Source organism: Saccharothrix stipae, assembly GCF_054781895.1.
The window spans coordinates 138,719-158,138 of the sequence record NZ_BAAGTN010000027.1 but is presented as its reverse complement, the minus strand read 5'-3'; the positions used below and the strand labels follow the sequence as shown (position 1 = coordinate 158,138).

Genomic DNA, 19,420 nt, shown 5'->3' with positions numbered 1-19,420 from the left:
GCAATGGTGCACGGCGACATTTCCAGACCATCCGGAATTCCCGATGTCCTCAAAGACGGTGAAAGCATGAGCAGTGAGCGGATCGCAATCGTCGGCATCGGCCTGCGCTACCCCGATGCCGGTTCCACCGGGGAACTGTGGGAAAACGTCCTGGCCGGTCGTCGGGCCTTCCGCAGGCTGCCCGACGAGCGGATGAACCACGAGGACTACTACTCCCCCGACCCCGAAGCACCGGACCGCTTCTACACCACGAAAGCGGCGGTGCTGCGCGACTTCGAGTTCGACCGGGTCCGCTACCGCGTGGCGGGCAGCACGTTCCGCGCGACCGACATGACGCACTGGCTGGCGCTCGACGTGACCTCGCAGGCGCTGGCCGACGCGGGTTTCCCCGACGGCGAGGGCCTGCCGCGGCGGACGACCGGCGTGGTGCTGGGCAACAGCCTCACCGGTGAGTTCTCCCGCGCGAACGTCATGCGGCTGCGCTGGCCGTACGTGCGGCGCACGGTCGCCGCCGCGCTGACCGCGAAGGGCTGGCCCGAGGACGAGACCGCCGGTTTCCTGCGCGACCTCGAAGTGCAGTACAAGGCGCCGTTCCCGGAGACCAACGAGGACACCCTGGCGGGCGGCCTCGCCAACACCATCGCCGGCCGGATCTGCAACTACTACGACCTGCACGGCGGCGGCTTCACCGTCGACGGCGCGTGCTCCTCGTCGCTGCTGTCGGTCGCCACGGCCGCCAACTCGCTCGCCGAGCACGACCTGGACGTCGCCATCGCGGGTGGCGTCGACCTGTCGATCGACCCGTTCGAGGTCATCGGCTTCGCCAAGACCGGCGCGCTGGCCAAGTCCGTGATGAAGGTCTACGACAAGGACTCGAACGGCTTCTGGCCGGGCGAGGGCGCGGGCTCCCTCGTGCTGATGCGCGAGGACGACGCGCTGGCCCAGGGCAAGCGCATCTACGCGACCATCGCGGGCTGGGGCATCTCGTCGGACGGCAAGGGCGGCATCACCCGTCCCGAGGCCGAAGGCCACCGCCTGGCCCTGTACCGCGCCTACGGCCGCGCGGGCTACGGCCTGGAGTCGGTGTCCTACTTCGAGGGCCACGGCACCGGCACGGCGGTGGGTGACGAGACGGAGATCGAGGCGTTGTCCTCGGCCCGCCGCTCCGCCGACCCGAACGCCCGCCCCGCCGCGCTGAGCACCATCAAGGGCAACTTCGGGCACACCAAGGCCGCGGCGGGGGTCGCCGGGCTGATCAAGGCGACCCTCGCCGTGCACCACCAGGTCATCCCGCCGGGCACGGGGCACTACGACCCGCACCCGAAGCTGACCGCCGACGACGCGGTGATGTACGTGCCGTCGGAGGCCGAGCTGTGGCCGGAGGACCGCCCGGTCCGCGCCGGCGTGTCGGCCATGGGCTTCGGCGGTATCAACACGCACATCGCGCTGGAGGCGCCGCTCGACGCCGCCCGCCGCGCGGAGCTCGACGCCCGCACCAAGGCCATCGTCGCGGGCCGCCAGGACGCCGAGGTGCTGCTGTTCGACGCCACGGACCGCGCGACGCTGAAGGCCCGGCTGGCCGAGGTGGCCGCGCTGCTGCCGAAGCTGGCCTTCGCCGAGCTGGGCGACCTTGCCTCGGCCCTGGCCGCCCGGCTCACCGGCGCCTCGCTGCGCGGCGCCGTCGTGGCCCGCACGCCCGAGGAGGCCGAGCGCAAGGTCGCGAAGCTGATCGCGGCCGTGGACGAGGGCAAGAACGCGTTCGACGCCAATGACGGCGTGTTCCTGGACGACCGGCCGTCGGAGCCGCGCCTGGCGTTCCTGTTCCCCGGCCAGGGTTCCGGCCGCGGCGCGGTCGGCGCCATCCGCCGCCGCTTCCCGGTCGCGGAGGAGGTCTTCCGCAGCGCTGCGCTGCCCACCGACGGCGACCAGGTGGCCACCGAGGTCGCGCAGCCGCGCATCGTCGCGGGTTCGCTCGCCGCGCTGAAGGTGCTGCGCGAACTGGGCGTCGAGGCGCACACGGCGGTCGGGCACAGCCTCGGCGAGCTGACCGCGGTGCACTGGGGCGGCGCGCTGAGCGCCAACCGGGTGCTGTCGCTGGCCGCCGAGCGCGGCCGCGTCATGGCGAGCGCCAGCCAGGGCGGCGGCGCGATGGCCGGTCTGGCGACCGACCCCGAGCGGGCGAAGGAGCTGGCCGCCGGCGAGGACGTCGTGATCGCGGGCTACAACGGCCCCAAGCAGACCGTGCTGTCCGGCCCGGCCGAGGCCGTGGACCGGGTGTGCACGGCGGCACGGGCCGCGGGCGTGCACGCCACCCGCATCAACGTCTCCCACGCGTTCCACTCGCCGCTGGTGTCGCCGGCCGGGCAGGCCATGGCGGAGCGGCTGGTCGACTTCGACTTCGGCCGGCTGATCCGCCCGGTGCACTCCACCGTCACCGGCGACGTGCTGGAGGCGGGCACCGACCTGCGTGACCTGCTGCGCGACCAGATCACCCTCCCGGTCCGGTTCCACGAGGCCGCCGCCAAGGCCGCCGCCGTCACCGACCTGGTCGTCGAGGTCGGCCCCGGCCGCGTCCTCACCGGCCTGATGCAGGAGATCGCGCCCGACAAGGCCGTGCTCTCGGTGGACACCGACAGCGCGTCGCTCAGCTCGCTGCTGACCGTCGTCGCCGCCGCCCACGTGCTGGGCGCGTCGATCCGCACGGACGCCCTGTTCGGCGAGCGGGTCGCCCGCGACCTGCCGCTGGACGGCACGATGACGTTCCTGGCGAGCCCCTGCGAGACCGCTCCCGCCCTCGACACCGGTCTGCGCTCGATCGAGCAGAACCCGTCGAGCGGTGCGGCCGCGCCCGCCGCGGCCAAGGCGTCGGCGGACGCGACGGGTTCCGACGGCGAGTCCACGCTCGCACTGCTGCGCCGCCTGGCCGCGCAGCGCGTGGAACTGCCGCTGGAGGCCATCACCGCGGAGACGCACCCGCTGGACGACCTGCACCTGAGCTCCATCACGGTCGGCCAGCTGGTCAACGAGGTCACCCGCACCCTGGGCCGCCCGGCCCTGGAGGGCACGACCAACTTCGCCACCGTGCGGATGGGCGAGCTGGCGGAGCTGATCGACAACCTCGCCGACACGGCGCACGCCGACGAACGCGACAACGGCGAGGTGCCGGGTGTCGCGCCGTGGGTGCGGCCGTTCCTGGTCGAGCACGTCGAGCGCGAGCTGGTGTCGGCGAAGCCGGGCCCGGTGGGGGAGTGGACGGTCCACGCACCGCCCGGTCACCCGCTGGCCGAGCCGCTGAAGGCGGGCCTGCCCGGCGACGGCGTGCTCCTGCTGCTGCCGCCGGAGGGCGGTGACGCGCACGTGGGCCTGTTCCTGGAGGCCGCGCGCGACGTGTTGGCGTCCGGCCGCAGGCTCGCGGTCGTGCAGCACAAGCTGGGCGCGTCGGGCCTGGCCCGCACGCTGCACCTGGAGGCGCCGCACATCCCGGTGACCCTGGTCGACCTCGCACCCGAGCTGACCGCCTCGGACGCCGACGCGGTGCGGCGGGTGGCCGCGGAGGTCGCGGCCACGACCGACTTCTCCCAGGCGCGGTACGACGCCGACGGCGTGCGCACCGTGCCGGTGCTGCGGGCGGTGTCGGGTCAGGTCGAGCCGGGCTCCCCGGAGGCGTCCCCGCTCGGCTCCGACGACGTGCTGCTGGTCACCGGCGGCGGCAAGGGCATCACGGCCGAGTGCGCCATCGCGATGGCCACCGACTCGGGCGCGTCCCTGGCGTTGCTCGGCCGGGCTGACCCGGCCGCCGACGCGGAGCTCGCGGCCAACCTGGCCCGGATGACCGCGGCGGGCATCGAGCACCGCTACGTGCGGGCCGACGTGACCTCCCCCGAGCAGATCGCGGCCGCCGTGGAGCGGTTCCGCGCCGAGCTGGGCGAGGTGACCGCCGTGCTGCACGGCGCGGGCCGCAACGAGCCGAAGGGCCTGACCGGACTGTCCGAACAGGACTTCCACAGCACGTTGGCGCCGAAGATCAAGGGCCTCGAAGCGGTGCTCGACGCGGTCGACCCGGAGCGGATCAAGCTCCTGGTCACGTTCGGCAGCATCATCGGCCGGGCGGGTCTGCGCGGCGAGGCGCACTACTCCACCGCCAACGACTGGATGTCCGAGCTGACCGTCGACTTCGGCGTGAAGCACCCCCAGGCCAGGGTCCTCGCCCTGGAGTGGTCGGTCTGGTCCGGCGCGGGCATGGGCGAACGGCTGGGCGTGGTCGAGGCGCTGATGCGCGACGGCATCACGCCGATCTCCACCGACGCGGGCATCGCGGTGCTCCGCGAGGTGCTGGCCGACCCGACCGTGGGCCCCGTGCTCGTGGTCTCCGGTCGCGCCGCCGGCCTGCCGACGTTGGAGATGGCGCGCACCGACCTGCCGCTGGCCCGGTTCGTGGACCGCGTGCTGGTCCACTACCCGTCGGTCGAGCTGGTTACCGAGGCCGACCTGGCCGACGGCACCGACCCGTACCTGGGCGACCACCTGCTCGAAGGCGACCTGCTGTTCCCGGCCGTCATCGGCATGGAGGCCATGACCCAGGTGGCCAGTGCCCTCACCGGGCAGGACGCGCCCCCGCTGCTGGAGGACGTGGAGTTCCTGCGGCCGGTGGTGGTGCGGCCGGGCGGCTCGTTGACGGTGCGGATCGCGGCACTCGCCCGTGACGCCGAGACCGTGGACGTGGCGATCCGGGCCGAGGACACCGGGTACTCCGCCGACCACTTCCGGGCCCGACTGCGGTTCCCGCGGCCGGAGATCCCCGGCGAGGTGGTCGACGGCGCTCCCGTGCTGCCGCTGGTGCCGGTCGACCCGGTCACCGAGCTGTACGGCAGCGTGCTGTTCCAGGGCAAGCGGTTCCAGCGGTTGCAGGGCTACCGGCGGGCGAGCGCCCGGCACGCGGTGGCCGAGGTCGCCACGACGTCCGTGGCCTCCTGGTTCGCCCCGTTCCTGCCGCAGGACCGGATGCTGGCCGACCCGGGCACGCGCGACGTGATGATGCACGCCATCCAGTGCTGCGTCCCCGACGCCACGCTGCTGCCGCAGAGCGTGGAACGGCTCTACCTGTCCGCCCAGGTCGACCAGCTCGCGCAGTACGTCGTGCTGGACGCCCGTGAGCGTTCGCAGGACGGCGACAGCTACACCTACGACATCGACGTCCGGGACCCGGACGGGCGGCTGGTCGAGCGGTGGGAGGGTCTGGTCCTGCGGGCCGTGCGCAAGCGCGACGGCGCGGGGCCGTGGACGCCGACCATGCTCGGCTCGTACCTGGAGCGCTCGCTGGAGCGCGTCCTGGGCGGCAGCCGCGCGGTCGTGGTCGAGCCCGACCCGACCGACGCCACCCCGGAGCGCCGCGCGCAGACCGCGCTCGCGCTCGGCCGGGCGCTGAACCGCCCCGTCGAGGTGCGCTACCGGCCCGACGGCAAGCCGGAGGTCGACGGCGTCGAGGTGTCCGCCTCGCACAGCTCGGGCGTCACCTTCGCGGTGGCGGCCAAGGGCGGAGCCATCGGCGTCGACGTCGAGGCCGCCGAGGCCCGGTCCGAAGAGGACTGGGTCGGCCTGCTCGGCGAGGACCTGATCGCCGTGCGCGACCTGCTCACCACCGAGGCCGGCGAGACCGCGGCCATCGCGGGGACGCGGGTGTGGAGTGCTCTGGAGTGCCTGCGCAAGACCGGTTCCACCACGCAGGCGCTGACGGTCGACCGGGTCCACCCGGACGGCTGGGCCGTGCTGTCGACCGGCGACGCCAAGGTCGCCACCTGGGTGACCACCATCGTCGACCGGCCCGAGCCGGTGGTGTTCGCGGTGCTCGTCGGCAAGGAGGACTGACGTGTCGAACTACTACGAGATCCGCCACATCGTTGGTTTCGAGGAGACGAACCTCGTCGGCAACGTGTACTACGTGAACTACCTGCGCTGGCAGGGGCGGTGCCGCGAGATGTTCCTCAAGGAGAACGCGCCGAGCGTCCTGGCGGACCTGCAGGACGACCTCAAGTTGTTCACCCTCAAGGTGGAGTGCGAGTTCTTCTCGGAGATCACGCTGTTCGACGAGCTGTCGGTGCGGATGCGGTTGGAGGAGCTGACCCAGACGCAGATCCAGTTCAGCTTCGACTACGTCAAGGTCACCGACGGCCAGGAGGTCCTGGTCGCCAAGGGCAGGCAGCGGATCGCGTGCATGCGCGGCCCGAACACGAACACGGTTCCCTCCCGGGTGCCGGAAGATCTGCGCAAGGCGCTCGCGCCCTACGCCGAGGCCCCGGTGCTGGCCCGCGCCGGGCTGGGGGGATGACGGACATGTACGAGGCGGCACCCACGATGGAGGAGACCTCGCTGCGGGACGCCATGTCCCTGTTCGCGACCGGGGTCACGGTGTTGACGGTCGGTGGCCGGCACGCGCACGGCATGACGGCGAACTCGTTCACCTCGGTGTCGCTGGACCCGCCGCTCGTGCTGTGCTGCATCTCCCACTCGGCGGTGATGCACGAGGCGATCAGCAACACCAAGCGGTTCGGCGTGTCGATCATGGGCGCCGACCAGCGGGACACGGCGAAGTACTTCGCCGACAAGCGCCGGCCGCTCGGCCAGGAGCAGTTCGACGCGGTGGACTGGATGGAGGGGCCGCACACCGGCGCGCCGCTGCTGAACGGTTCACTGGCCTGGCTGGAGTGCGAGCTGGTGCAGGTCTACGACGGCGGGGACCACACGATCTTCGTGGGCCAGGTCCTCGGCTGCAGCCGAGGCGCGGGCTCGGAGGCGTTGTTGTTCTACGGCAGCGCGTTCCACCGGGTCTGACGTCCAAGTCCGCTCGCATCGGGAAGGAGTGCACATGCTGGTGACCGTCACCGGGGGCACCGGTCTCGTCGGCTCGCACACGGTGGCGGAGCTCGTGCGCGCCGGCCACCGGGTCCGACTGCTGGTCCGGGACGCGAACGCGGTGGAAGCCGCCACGCGACCCTTGGAGGTGCCACCCGACGCGTTGGACGTCGTGGTCGGTGACGTGACCGACGAGCGGTCGGTCGCCGCGGCGGTGCGCGGCGCGGACGCCGTGGTCCACGCGGCGTCGGTGTACTCGTTCGACCGGCGCAAGCGGGCCGAGATGGTGCGCACCAACGCCCACGGCACGGAGGTGGTGCTCGGCGCCGCCCGCCGTGCCGGGGCGGGGCGCATCGTCCACGTGTCGAGCATCGCGGCGTTGTTCAGCCCCGGTGTGCGGGTGATCCGCGAGCAATCGCCCGTCGGCACGACCCGCGAGCCGTACGCGGCGACCAAGGCCGCGTCGGAAGCCATCGCGCGGCGGCACCAGGACGAGGGGGCGCCGGTGGTCGTCAGCTACCCGCCGGCCCTCCTCGGGCCGCACGACCCGAAGCTCGGCGACCAGACCGAGCGGCTGCGCAACACCTTGCGCGGGATCATGCCGATGTGGCCCGCCGGTGGGCTGCAGATCGGCGACGTCCGGGACACGGCGGCGCTGCACCTGGCGCTGCTGTCCCCGGACGCGACCGGGCCGGGCTCGGTCGGGCGGCACTTCGGGCCCGGGCGTTACCTGAGCATGCGGGAGTACCTGGACGGGATCAGGGAGGCCACCGGGCGGACGTTGCCCGCGGTCTTCCTGCCCCCGGCGATGATGACGCCCGTCGGGCGGTTCGTCGACCTGGTGCAGCCGGCCTGGCCGTGGCACATCCCCGCCGAGTACGGGGCGATCGCCACGGTCGGCGCGGCGGTCCGGGTCGACCCGGCCGCGAGCACGCTCGACCTGAAGCCCCGCCCGTTCACCGACACGGTCACCGACACCGTGCGGTGGCTCGCCGACACCGGAGCCTTGACCGAACGCCAGGCAGGACGCCGATGACCACTTCAGGGATCGAACACGTCAACGGCCACTCGGACTTCCGGCCCGAGTTGCCGATCCGCACCATGGAACTGCTCCGGGAGCGCAACGACGACCTGCGCGACCGGGCGGTGTCCAACGCCGACTCCGTGCGCCGACAGCGCGCGCTGGGCAAGCGCACCGCGCGTGAACGCCTGGAGATGTTGCTGGACAAGGGCTCGTTCACCGAGGTGGAGCTGTACCGGCGGCACCAGGCGCACGGGCTGAAGGTGTCCGAGCACCGCCCCCACACCGACGGCGTGGTGGCGGGCTCGGGCACGATCGACGGGCGGCGCGTGTTCGTCTACGCGCAGGACTTCACCATCTTCGGCGGCTCGCTCGGCCAGGCGCACGCGGCGAAGATCCACAAGGTGATGGACATGGCCGTCGACACCGGCTCGCCGATCATCGCCCTGAACGACAGCGGCGGCGCGCGCATCCAGGAAGGCGTGATGGCGCTGGACGGCTACGGCGGCATCTTCCGCCGCCAGGTCGCGGCGTCCGGTGTCATCCCGCAGATCGCCGTGGTGCTCGGACCGTCCGCGGGCGGCGCCGCGTACTCGCCGGCGTTGGCCGACTTCACGTTCATGGTCCGGGGTACCGCGCAGATGTACCTGACCGGTCCCGACGTGGTGCAGGCCGTGTCGGGGGAGAAGGTCAGCCACGACGAGCTGGGCGGCGCGGCGGTGCACGGCGAGCTGTCCGGCGTGGCGTCGTTCGTGCACGACGACGAGGAGTCGTGCCTGGAGGACGTCCGGTACCTGGTGTCGATGCTGCCGTCGAACAACCTGGAGCCGCCGCCCGCCTACGAGCCGGTGGGTGCGGTGGACGACGTGCGGCCGGAGTTCGCCTCGATCGTGCCCGTGGAGCCCAACAAGCCCTACGACATGCGCACGCTCATCGAGGAACTGGTGGACGACGGGGAGTTCCTCGAAGTCCACGAGGGGTGGGCGCGCAACGTGGTCGTGGCGCTCGGCCGGATCGACGGCGCGGTCGTGGGCATGGTCGGCAACCAGCCGATTGTGTCCGCGGGTGTGCTGGACATCGAGGCGTCCCAGAAGGCCGCGAGGTTCGTGCGATTCTGCGACGCGTTCGGCATCCCCCTCGTGTCGCTGGTCGACGTGCCCGGCTTCCTGCCCGGCACGGCGCAGGAGCACTCGGGCGTCATCCGGCACGGCGCGAAGCTGCTCTACGCCTACTGCGAGGCGTCCGTGCCGCGCATCCAGGTGATCGTGCGCAAGGCCTACGGCGGGGCGTACATCGTGATGGACTCGCGGTCCATCGGGACGGACCTGTCGCTGGCCTGGCCGACCAACGAGATCGCGGTGATGGGCGCGGAAGGGGCGGTGAACGTCATCTTCCGCAAGGAGCTGGCGGCCGCGGCCGACCCGGACGTGTTGCGGGCGGAGTTGATAGCGGAGTACTCCGAGCAACTGGTGCACCCCTACTACGCGGCCGAGCGCGGCCTGGTGGACGACGTGATCGACCCGTCGCACACCCGGTCCGCGGTGGCCCGTGGCCTGGAGATGCTGCGCAACAAGCGCCGCCCGACCCCGGCGCGCAAGCACGGCAACGTGCCGCTGTAACGAGGCACTCCACGACAGCACTCCACGACGGCACCCCACCAGCCCGGTGGGGTGCCGTCGTGCGTCCGAGCCATCCCCAGTGCGTCCGCCGCATCCCTTGTCCCCGCCGATCCGACAGCGCCTGGGCGCTCTCGGCACTCCGGCGCGGACGCATGGCACCTCCCTGCGCCGGGTACCCGGAATGCGCAGGTCAGAGCACCGCGCGAACGGGTGACGGCCGGTCGGTCGCGGTGTTCTACGGGTCGTCGCCGGGTAGGGGCAATACGCCATGTGGGTATACCTGCCGGAGCGGGGCCGTTCGACTTGACGACGTTCCATAACGCCGCTATAAATAGAAGCAAGACAGTGTTATGGAATCTCCGGACGGGGTGGTGGCCGTGGTCGCGTCGGTGCGGGAAGCCGCTGAAGCGCTGGTGGTGCGAGGTGCACTGCCCGCCGAGCTGGACGGTGCCATCGTCTGGTCCGGCAAGTACGGTGTGTCCGGAGTCCACCTGGGCCCCGACGGCGCGCGGTGGTACCGCGGCCCGCGGCCCGCCGGCCTCGCGCCGGCCGACTGGCCCTCCGGCGCCACGATGGCCCGCCCGGTCTACGACGGCGCGGAGTGGCACACGGCCATGTCGCACCCGGAGCTCGGCTACGCGGAGCACGTGACCCTCGGCCCGGACGGCGACGTGCTGCGCGCCGAGCCCTTCCCGCTGGACGGCGCGCCGCGGATGCGCGCGATCGGCGTCACGGACCGCTTCGTCGTCGTCTTCGACTCGGCGCCCTACTACAGCCGCGCGGCCGACCTCGTCGGCGTGCGCGACCCGTACTCCGGCCCGGCCACCGGCCCCGCCCGCATCGGCCTGCTCGCCTACGGCCGGCCGACCTGGTTCGAGGTCGGCGAGGGCCAGGTGCTGTCCTTGGTCAACGCCTACGAAGACCTCGGCCGGGTGGTCGTGGACGCGGTGTGGGCGCCCGGCGTGCTGCGTCGCCACACGCTCGACCTCGCCACCGGGGCGGTGCGCCGGATCGACCTGCCCGCGATGGACGTCGGCGGCGTCGACCACCGCATGACGGGCCGCAGGCACCGCTTCGTCTTCGGCACGTCGGGCACCGCGATCGTCCGCCACGACGTGGCGCTGGGCTGCACGTGGCGGCGCGAACTGGGTGTCACCCCCGGCCAGCCGGTGTTCGTGCCGCGCGGCACGGAGGAGGGTGACGGCTGGGTCGTCGTCGTCGCGGGCGACGAGGTGCTGGTGCTGGACGCGGCCGACCTGGCCGGTCCGCCGGTCGCGGTGGTGCGGCTGCCGTTCGCGGTGCGCGCGTCGCAGTGCGCCACCTGGCTCACCGACCGCGCCGCGGCCTGACCCCGCGCCCGCGGTTCGGCCGGCGCGCCGTCGCCGGGTGGCCTGACGGCGATCACCGCAAGAAGTCCGGGCCCACCGGGGCCGGGGCGGATGTCGCGCCCACCACCCCGTACCGCCCGTTCGCCTCCAGGGACGACCTCGAAGCCGCCCACGCCGACCTCGACCTCCGCGGCCGGATCACCGTCGCGGTCGAGCTCGCCGACCTCCGCAGCCGGATCACCGCCGCAGGCCCCGCGCCGCGGTCGGACGGATCCTGACGGCCCTGTCGGAACAACGGCCCCTGCCGACGCAATCTGTCCGCAATACTGCGGTTACGCTGCCGTGCTCCGACGCCTTGCAACCTCACGCGGAATTGTCAAGTGCCCGTGTGCGAATGCCTTCGGGAATGCGCGGGTATCCACCGCGATCAACTCCTCGTCCGCCGCCGGTCCCGCTCCGGTGCGGTGACCTCGGAGGATCCGGCGACCGGCCCCGGCTGCGGCGCACATGAAATCCGAAGCACGATTGGGTCACGCGCGCCACTCGGCTCGTTCATCTCACCTGATCGCCGGTATTCTGCTGGTCGATCAACCCAATGCGCGGTGCGGCGCGGCACGGCTTCGGCCGGGCCGCGCCGACTTCGGCGGGTAGCGCCAGAGGGGACAGAGGTGGCATGGTGAAAAACTTCGACCGGTTCCGCAGAGTTGTCGTCGTAGGAGCGGGTTTGGCCGGTACCGCGACTGCCATCCGCCTTCTCCGGTTCGCCCGCGAGCCGTTAGAGGTGGTGTTGCTCGAACGTCGTCCGGAATACCGGAATTCCGGGGTGGCGTACCAGCGCGAGAGCAATCACTGGTATCACGTCTTCAACATCCAGGCGGGCCGCATGTCGGCATTCCGCGAAGACGTCGACGACTTCGTGAGCTGGGCCAACCACGAGGCGGACCGGTCGGACTGGCCGGCGGACTGGCGCGATTTCAAGTTCACCGAATCCGGTCCCGCGCCGCGCCGGATCTACCCCGACTACCTGGCCAGCCGCCTGGCCGAGGCGGTGCGGGAAGCGGCGGAGGGCGTGACGCTGGTCGAGGCCGACGGTGAAGCGGTCGACGTCGAGGTGTTCGACGACTGGGCGCGCGTCGTGGTGGAGGACCTCGTCATGCCGGCCGGCGGGGAGGAAACCGGAAACGGCGTGATCGACGCCGACCACGTGGTCCTCGCCACCGGTCTGGAAACGAAGTACCCGGCTTTCGCGGCGGAGGTGCTCGAACACCCGGCATTCGTGCGGAGCCCGTATTCGAAGAGCGGCATCGAGCGGCTCCTCGAAATCCCGAAGAACGGCGTCGTGGCCATCATCGGCACATTGCTCAGCGCGTACGACTCGGCAACGCTCCTGCTGCGCCGCGGCCACGAAGGCCGGATCCACATGATTTCGGGTTCCGGCTTGACGCCCCGCACCTATCCGCCGGACCACCGGCACCACGTACTGGAATTGCCGGCACCGCAACTCCTCGGTGACACCTACGAAGGTCGGGAGGAATTCATCCGCCGGTTCCGCGAGGAATGGGAGCGGGCCTGCGCGATCGTCACCCGCGAGCACCCCGAAGTATCGCCGGACGTGGTGACGGAACGGGTGGCGAAGTCCTGGGAGCCGTACCTCCCGGCGGTCCTGGAGCGCATTCCCACCGACGAACTCCGCGCGTTGCTGGACAGCTACGGCAGCCTCTTGGCGGTGCTGCGGGTGAGCGCCATGGCCTACACCACCGACGTGGTCGAGGCGGCGATGGTCGAGGGCGGGCAGGTCGTGCTCACCACGGGACGGGTGCAGCACATCAGCGCGACCGGGTCCGGCAGGCTCGTCCTGTCCGTGGCGGCTCCGGACGCGACGCACACCATCGAGGCGGACCTCGTCGTCTCGAACTTCGGGCGGGAGTCCAACTACGAGCGCGCCGACTCGACGCTGTGGGCGAACCTGCTGCGCAGCGGGGTTGCCGTCGCGCACGAACGCACCGGGCGCGGTGTCGAGGTGGACACCTGCGGCAGGCTCCTCGGACCCGACGGCTCGCCGTCCGCCGCCGTCTCGGTCGTCGGCAGCCCGCGCGAGGGCGACGAGATCGTGCGCAACGGCCGGACCGGTGCGTTCACCTTCAACCTGGCCGCGATCAAGAACCACTCCGTCGAGGTCGCGGCCACCACGCTGCACCGGCTGGAATCGTGCTACGACGAGCGGACCCGCGAACTGGTCGGGACGTTGTCCGACTCGGCGGACCCCGAATTGACCGAGACCTTCTCGCATTCGGTCATGCTCGACGTACGCCGAATGGCCACCCGGAGCCATGCCGACCGCCAATCGCTCGCTGTCCTCCTCGAAAGGAATATCCAGCGAATTCGTGACATCGCCACGCGCAACGGCACTCCGGTCACCGATCGCGAGGTGCGGTTCGCGGTGAGCGCGGCGGCCACCACCAAGATGACCGACCTCTCCGTGACCCCGCGCGAGCTCCGTTTCGTGCTCGGACTTGAGGGATCGGTGGAGCCGATCGGGTGAGCCCCGCTCGGCGCTCAGCCCTCCGCCATTATTTCTACGCACATCCGGAGGTGGCGGCTACTCCGCCGTTGCCCAGCACCGGACCGCGCTGACCTGTTCGAACGCCGCGAGCCGACCGGTGTTCGGAACGGATTTCGCTCGAATGGACCAGGACCTCGCACACGAGAAGATGCGTGGCGGGTCGCATCACGGCGAAGCTCGTGTCATGGCCCGACGTGTTCGACGCAAACCCGGGGCCGACGTCGCGCAAACCGACGTCGGCCTCGAAGGTCGGCAGCTTGGCCGACTCGCTGGCCCTGTCCGCAAACCGACCGCATTCGGTAGGAGGATGCCGTGAGCCCGCGCGAAATTCCAGGGGTCTTGCTCGTCGGTTCGCCGACGACGAGCGTTCGCGGCGTCGTCAATCACACCGGCCGCCCCCTGCCCGGTTCCGTCCTCGTGGTCGACTCGCTCGGCCCCGAGCTCTACGACACCATCGTGCGGTCCGCCGCCGTGGTGTGTTCCGGCGGCGGCCGAACCGGTCACATGGAATCCCTGTGCCGCTCACGGGGAATCCCGGTGCTCCGGGTGCCCCACGACGAGCTGGTCGGGCTGGTCGGTCACGTGACCGTCCGGACCGATCGCGAATCGGTCACGCTCGGTGACATCGAACCCCTCGGGCAAACCGCGGAGTTCCCGACCATCACCCCGGACGACCTCCGCTCGGTGTGCGTGGTCATCGCCGACGCGACCGACATCCAGACCACCAACGCGATCACCCCCCGCGTCGACCAGGTGACCTCGTTCTTCATCCGCGAGGAGTTCGTCTGCCTGTCGTCCGGGTTGAGCCCGCTCGACGCGCTCCGCGCGGGCGTCGCCGAGGCCGAGCGCTACGGCGCGGCCATCGGCGCGGAGCTGTGCGCGATCGTCAAGGAGCTGCTCCCGGGCCAACGCCTGGTGATGAGGCTGCTCGACCTGCGGTCCGACGACGCCGCCCAGATCACCAGCGTGGTCGACGTCGACCACGAGACCAACCCGGAACTCGGCCTGCACGGCGCGCGGTGGCTGCTGAACGAACCCCACTACCCGCACGCCTTCCGGGCGCTGCGCGCCTACGTGCGGGAACAGCTCGGCCCGGACGTGGACCGGCTGAGCTTCGCGGTGCCGTTCATCAACGACCAGGACGAGTTCCTGCGCCTGCGGGTCCGGCTCGACCTGCCCGACGACGTGCCCCTGTCGGTCTTCGTCGAGACACCCGCCGCGGTCCACTCCGCGGCCGAGTTCTGCGCGGCCGGCGCGAGCGAGATCTTCATGGGCACCAAGGACTTGACGCAGTTCTACCTCGCCGCGGACCGGGGCAACCACCGGGTCGCCTCGTCCTACCAGACCAGGCACCCGGCCGTCATGTCCGGGCTGCGCCAATCCGTCGAGGCGGGCCGGCGGGCGGGCGTTCCCGTCCACGTGTTCGCCCTGGGGGCGGATGTGGCGTTCTACTTCAAGGACCTGCCGGCGGACCGGTTCATGATGTGCACGGCCGAACTGGAGCAACTCGCCCGGGAGGCGCGCGAACCACGGTGACGGGTTCCCCGGTCGCCCTCCGCAGCACGACCGCGCCGCGGCCACGGCGGACGGTCCGGTGCTGCGCCCGGGGTGGCCTCCGATGTAGACCCCCAGGTCGGAGGCCACCCCGTGTGGCGGATCAGCCGAGCGGGTTGTCCTTGTCCCGCAACGCTTCCAACGCCGACGAGTACATGCGGGACTTGATGGTGCCCAGCGTGGGGCCCGCCTTGCCCGCCTGCGCGACGGCGATCCCGACGGCGGCCGGCCGCACGGCGTGCTCCTCGACCGCGTGGTCGACGATGCCGGCGGCCAGGGCGTCCTCGCCGCCGTAGCGGCGGGCGGTCGTCATGGCCTCGTGCGCGATCCGCGGCGCGAGGCGGCCCTGGATCAACGCGGACATGCCCGGTGTGAACGGGATGTCGATGTCGGCCTCGGGCAGGCACCAGAAACCGCGGTCGGCGCGCATCACGCGGAAGTCGTGCGCCAGGGACAACATCGCACCGGCGGCGAAGGTGTGACCCTGCAGGGCGGCCACCGTGATCAGCGGCAGCGACAGCACCCGCGCGAAGAGGTCGTGCACGGACACCACGTACTCGTGGTACCGGTCGCCGTTGGCCGTCAACCAGTCCAGGTCGAGGCCGTTGGAGAAGAACTTGCCGGTGGCCGTGGTGACCAGGGCACGGGCGCCCTCCGCCCGCTCCACCTCGTCCAGCGCGGCGCCGACCGAGGCGATCCAGTCGGGGTGGAACCGGTTCTCGGTGCCCCCGATGTCGAGGGTGAAGACTTCGTCCTGGCGGTCGAGCGTCGGCATGGCGGGTTCCTCCGGGTCGGATGGTGCTACCAGTCGGTAACTTAGTCGCCGTCACGGCGGACGTCACCCCGCTCTATCATCCCGCAGGTGACCGCCTACGACGATCTTGACGCGTTCGAGCACCTGGACACCTCCACCCTGCCGCCCCGCCAGCAGCGGATCCTGGCGGCGATCCGCGACTGGGTGGTCCGGCACGGGTACTCGCCGAGCACGCGGGAGATCGGTGACGCGGTCGGCCTGCGGTCGTCGTCATCGGTGTCCAAGCACCTGGCGGCCTTGGAGGACAAGGGTTTCCTGCGGCGCGGCGCCACCGTGTCGCGGCCGATCGACGTGCGCCTGTTCCTGCACGAGCCGTCCGCGCGGGAGTCCGCCGACGACTCGGTGTCCGTGCCCGTGGTCGGTCACATCGCCGCGGGCACGCCCATCGCGGCCGAGGAGCACGTGGACGACGTCCTCACCCTGCCGCGCGGGCTCACCGGGCGCGGCACCGTCTTCGGCCTGCGGGTGCGCGGCGACTCGATGGTCGACGCCGCGATCTGCGACGGCGACATCGTCGTGGTGCGGCAGCAGCAGGAGGCGCACTCGGGTCAGATCGTCGCCGCGATGATCGACGGCGAGGCCACCGTCAAGGTGTACCGGCGCCGCAACGGGCACGTCTTCCTGGAACCGCGCAACCCGGCCTACGACGTCATCGACGGGGACCGGGCCGTCGTGCTCGGCGCCGTCGTGTCGGTGCTCCGCAGCGTCTGACAGCTCAGCGTCTGACACCTCGGCGTTCGACACCTCGCGCTACGGCGATCGGCGGACACGCGGCGTCACCTTCTCTCATCCGATCGGTCTAATGCCCTCGGTCGTCGAGTGGATGCAGACTGAGCCGATCGAGACGGAGCCCTTGGCCTGGATCGAGGGCGTTCGCGCTGGTCGCGCGGGTGGAGGTCGGCATGGTCGGGATCGAGGCGGACGGCCCGGAGGACCGGGGCCTGCGGCAGTACCTGCGCCTGATCGCCCGGAGGCTGGGGATCGACCTGGAGTCGTGCTGGTACGAGTGCGCACCGGACGCCACCGCCTACATCGCCCTGGACCAGCGACTGCCGCGGCACCCGGACAACGACCTGGCGCTCGTCTGGGACGAGCACACCGGGTGGTGCGCGGGGATCGAGGTCGGCCGGGGAGCGGACCTGGTCGCGTTGACCTACCTGGGCCCTCCGGTGCTGCCGTCGCCGGAGGCGGTCACGGTGTTCGTCTCGGACCTGGTCGCCGGCCGCCGGCCCGACCGCCCCGAGCCGCCCGCCATGCCCGCGGACGACGGCCTGGCCCGCCTGCTGGTGCAGTACGCCGACGACGACGCGCCGGCCACGGTCCCCTAGTCGACGCGCGGTCAGTCGGCGGGTCCGCGCAGCGTCAACACCACCCGCAGCACGTGCTCGACGGCGGACGGGAACGCCGCGCCCCGCAGTTCACCCCGGGCGGCGAGGTTGCGGGCGGCGAAGTGGAGCATCCGGTCGGGACCCACCCGGCGGACCACGAGCGCCGCGATCTCCTCCAGGTCGAGGCCGGGGTTGTCCAACCGGGTCAGGGCGAACTCGACCACGAGCTCCTCGTCCGTCACGGCCTCTCCCTCCGACCCCGTCGAGCGTAGTGGAGCCGGGGCGGCGGCGGAGTCCTTCAGCGGGCCGGTCCGAGGCGCGGGCTCAGGAGGACCACCAGGAGAACTCGGCGTCCCCCGGGTCCTCGTCGTGCCCGGACCGGCCGCGCACGACGGTCAACGCCTCGTCCCGGGTGCGGCGCAACCGGAGCAGGTCCCCGGTGTCGGTCAGGCGGATCGGCCGCGCCACCGTGCGCCGGCCCGCGACCACCGAGAACCCGGCGCCCACCACGTCGGCGCGCTGCCGCGCCTCCACCAGCACCGCGATGCCCATGGACCCGAAGAACCCGACGTCGCCCAGGTCGACCACCAGGGCGGAGGCGCGGCCGTTGAGGCAGGTGAACAGCGCTTCACGCACCTGGCGGAAGGTGTCGACGTCGAGGTCGCCGTGCACGGCGGCGACCACCACGCCGTCGTTCCCGACGTCCTCGACCGTCACCGACGGCTGATCGACATCCCCGTGCACGTCGCTCCCTCGCACCGACTCCGGCCCCGGACCCGTCCTCCACCCTTACCCGTTCGGCGGCCGCCCGACACCGCCAACGTGACGGTGTCGGCTGTGACGAAGACCCGGCTACCTGCCGCCGTCGACCGCACCGCCCGGTCGCGGCCGCAGGTCCCGCCACGCCAACGCGCCGTACCAGATCATGATCGGCAGGTGGAGCGCGTAGCCGAGTTGCTCGGCCGCCGCGGACAGGCCGTCGGCGCCGGTCGTCCACGGCAGCACGACCGCCACCAGGCCCGACAGCGCGGCGAGCACCCCGGCCCGACGCATCCCGGCCGACATGGGCACACCGCCCCACACCGGCACCCACAGCACGGCGGCCGCGGTCGCCGCCACCCACAGCAGCCCGGCCAGGTTGACCATCCACTTGGCCGTGAGCAGCACCGCCACGGCCACCTCGGCGGCACCGGGTCGGGCCGCCAACCCGGTCAGCGCCAGGTTGCCCGCGTCGTGCAGCACGCCCGCCAACCCGGCACCGGCGAGCAGCCCGGCGGGCAGCAGCGCGAGGCGCGGTCCGGTCGCGGCCGACCGGGCGGCCAGGGTGAGCGCGGCGGCGAGGAGCGCGACCCAGCCGACCACGTCGAGGCCCAGCTCGATCCGGTGCAACCAGGGCTCGGCGCGCACCGCGGCCAACGCGGCGGCCGGGTCGGCGGGATTCAGGGTCAACCCCGATGGCACGACGATGGCCGCACCGGCGACCATGGCCGTCAACGCGGTCGTCATCAGCACACCCGTGAGCCGGGTCATCGCGGTCTGGTGAGTGGTGTCCATGGCAGGCGACCGTAGGAACCTGACGCAGGGGGAAGGTCAACCCCCGAGGGGGAGTGCCGCGTGTGGCGCATCGGGCAGTTGGCGCGGATGGCCGGGGTCTCCGACCGGACCCTGCGCCACTACGACCGGATCGGGCTGCTGCGCCCGGCCGCGGTGGATCCCGCCTCCGGTTACCGCTGGTACGGCGCGGCGGAGCTGACCCGGCTGGAGCGCATCCGCGGCCTGCGCCGCCTCGGGTTGCCCCTGCGCCGGATCGCCGACCTCGTCGACGCGCCCGACGCGCAGCTGCGCGCCGCCCTGGCCGAAACGGTCGACGACCTGCGCCGTGACATGGCCGCGATGGCCACGGCCGTGGCGGCCGCCGAGGACCGACTCGCGGTCGAGACCTCGATCCTGCCGCAGGAGACCGACGTCGCCGCGCGCCGCCTGCGCGTCCACTACCTCGACGTCGCGCACCCGTCCGAGCTGAGCGCCTGGTGCTCGTCCCCGACCACGCTGGTGACCTGGCTCCAGGAGCGCCCGGCGGACGGGTTCGTCGCCGCCGTGGCGACCGGCGGCGGCGGCGAGACCCTCACGCTGCCCGCCCGGAGCGTGGTGCGCGCGGTGGTCCCGCCGACGCGGGGCGTCGTCCACGCCGGGCAGGAGCTGTTCGACTGGGTGCGCCGCCACGACCTGGTCGTCGCGGGCCCGACCGTGGAGGAGCACCTGGTGGACGCCGACGGTGACACCGCCACGGTGCTGGAGATCCCGGTGCGCCCCGCCGGGCCCGGTCCGCGCCGGTGAACCCGAG

General features: G+C 72.2%; 16 protein-coding genes. 12 read left to right on the top strand and 4 right to left on the bottom strand.

The window, feature by feature from the left end:
• Positions 1–66 precede the first annotated feature (66 nt).
• The 9 genes from ACYVLT_RS38165 to ACYVLT_RS38125 all read left to right on the top strand — a co-directional run bounded on the left by ACYVLT_RS38165 (position 67) and on the right by ACYVLT_RS38125 (position 14,916).
• Positions 67–5,865, top strand: a complete 5,799-nt coding sequence (locus ACYVLT_RS38165; protein ID WP_461125028.1) for an SDR family NAD(P)-dependent oxidoreductase — start codon at positions 67–69, stop codon at positions 5,863–5,865.
• 1 nt (position 5,866) lies between these two features.
• Positions 5,867–6,325: an acyl-CoA thioesterase gene (locus ACYVLT_RS38160; protein ID WP_360462205.1), complete on the top strand. Its 459-nt coding sequence runs from the start codon at positions 5,867–5,869 to the stop codon at positions 6,323–6,325.
• Positions 6,322–6,828, top strand: a complete 507-nt coding sequence (locus ACYVLT_RS38155; RefSeq protein ID WP_461125027.1) for a flavin reductase family protein — start codon at positions 6,322–6,324, stop codon at positions 6,826–6,828. Before ACYVLT_RS38160 ends, ACYVLT_RS38155 begins: the two co-directional genes overlap by 4 nt.
• A 34-nt stretch (positions 6,829–6,862) precedes the next feature.
• On the top strand, positions 6,863–7,885 hold the full coding sequence (locus ACYVLT_RS38150) for an SDR family NAD(P)-dependent oxidoreductase (protein WP_461125026.1): 1,023 nt from the start codon (positions 6,863–6,865) through the stop codon (positions 7,883–7,885).
• Positions 7,882–9,489 (top strand): acyl-CoA carboxylase subunit beta, encoded by a 1,608-nt coding sequence (locus tag ACYVLT_RS38145; protein ID WP_461125025.1) that lies wholly within the window; start codon positions 7,882–7,884, stop codon positions 9,487–9,489. The genes ACYVLT_RS38150 and ACYVLT_RS38145 overlap by 4 nt, the downstream gene beginning before the upstream one ends.
• A gap of 350 nt (positions 9,490–9,839) precedes the next feature.
• Positions 9,840–10,838 (top strand): carotenoid oxygenase family protein, encoded by a 999-nt coding sequence (locus ACYVLT_RS38140; protein WP_461125024.1) that lies wholly within the window; start codon positions 9,840–9,842, stop codon positions 10,836–10,838.
• A complete protein-coding gene (locus tag ACYVLT_RS38135) occupies positions 10,802–11,095 on the top strand; it encodes a hypothetical protein (protein WP_461125023.1) in 294 nt (97 codons plus the stop codon). Before ACYVLT_RS38140 ends, ACYVLT_RS38135 begins: the two co-directional genes overlap by 37 nt.
• A gap of 395 nt (positions 11,096–11,490) precedes the next feature.
• Positions 11,491–13,359 carry an FAD/NAD(P)-binding protein gene (locus ACYVLT_RS38130; protein ID WP_461125022.1) on the top strand — a complete coding sequence of 623 codons (1,869 nt, stop codon included), beginning with the start codon at positions 11,491–11,493 and terminating at the stop codon, positions 13,357–13,359.
• A gap of 333 nt (positions 13,360–13,692) precedes the next feature.
• Positions 13,693–14,916, top strand: coding sequence for a putative PEP-binding protein (locus tag ACYVLT_RS38125; RefSeq protein ID WP_461125021.1), 1,224 nt, complete (start codon positions 13,693–13,695; stop codon positions 14,914–14,916).
• Positions 14,917–15,037: 121 nt separating this feature from the next.
• Here ACYVLT_RS38125 and ACYVLT_RS38120 read toward each other — a convergent pair whose 3' ends face one another.
• A complete protein-coding gene (locus ACYVLT_RS38120) occupies positions 15,038–15,709 on the bottom strand; it encodes an enoyl-CoA hydratase-related protein (RefSeq protein ID WP_461125020.1) in 672 nt (223 codons plus the stop codon).
• Between the two features lie 87 nt (positions 15,710–15,796).
• Here ACYVLT_RS38120 and lexA point away from each other — a divergent pair, with 87 nt between their 5' ends.
• Both lexA and ACYVLT_RS38110 read left to right on the top strand, forming a co-directional pair.
• Positions 15,797–16,459 carry a transcriptional repressor LexA gene (lexA, locus tag ACYVLT_RS38115; RefSeq protein ID WP_461125019.1) on the top strand — a complete coding sequence of 221 codons (663 nt, stop codon included), beginning with the start codon at positions 15,797–15,799 and terminating at the stop codon, positions 16,457–16,459.
• Between the two features lie 191 nt (positions 16,460–16,650).
• On the top strand, positions 16,651–17,076 hold the full coding sequence (locus ACYVLT_RS38110) for a DUF6292 family protein (RefSeq protein WP_461125018.1): 426 nt from the start codon (positions 16,651–16,653) through the stop codon (positions 17,074–17,076).
• A gap of 11 nt (positions 17,077–17,087) precedes the next feature.
• On the opposite strand, the gene ACYVLT_RS38105 is transcribed toward ACYVLT_RS38110, so the two are convergent.
• From ACYVLT_RS38105 to ACYVLT_RS38095, 3 genes are all read right to left on the bottom strand, one after another.
• Positions 17,088–17,318 carry a hypothetical protein gene (locus ACYVLT_RS38105; RefSeq protein ID WP_360462229.1) on the bottom strand — a complete coding sequence of 77 codons (231 nt, stop codon included), beginning with the start codon at positions 17,316–17,318 and terminating at the stop codon, positions 17,088–17,090.
• An 82-nt stretch (positions 17,319–17,400) separates the two neighbouring features.
• Positions 17,401–17,820, bottom strand: a complete 420-nt coding sequence (locus ACYVLT_RS38100; RefSeq protein ID WP_461125017.1) for an STAS domain-containing protein — start codon at positions 17,818–17,820, stop codon at positions 17,401–17,403.
• Positions 17,821–17,928: 108 nt separating this feature from the next.
• Complete coding sequence (locus tag ACYVLT_RS38095) at positions 17,929–18,630, bottom strand: hypothetical protein (protein WP_461125016.1); 702 nt, start codon at positions 18,628–18,630, stop codon at positions 17,929–17,931.
• Positions 18,631–18,690: 60 nt separating this feature from the next.
• Between ACYVLT_RS38095 and ACYVLT_RS38090 the strand changes: the two genes are divergently transcribed.
• Positions 18,691–19,413, top strand: a complete 723-nt coding sequence (locus ACYVLT_RS38090) for a MerR family transcriptional regulator (RefSeq protein WP_461125015.1) — start codon at positions 18,691–18,693, stop codon at positions 19,411–19,413.
• Positions 19,414–19,420 lie beyond the last annotated feature (7 nt).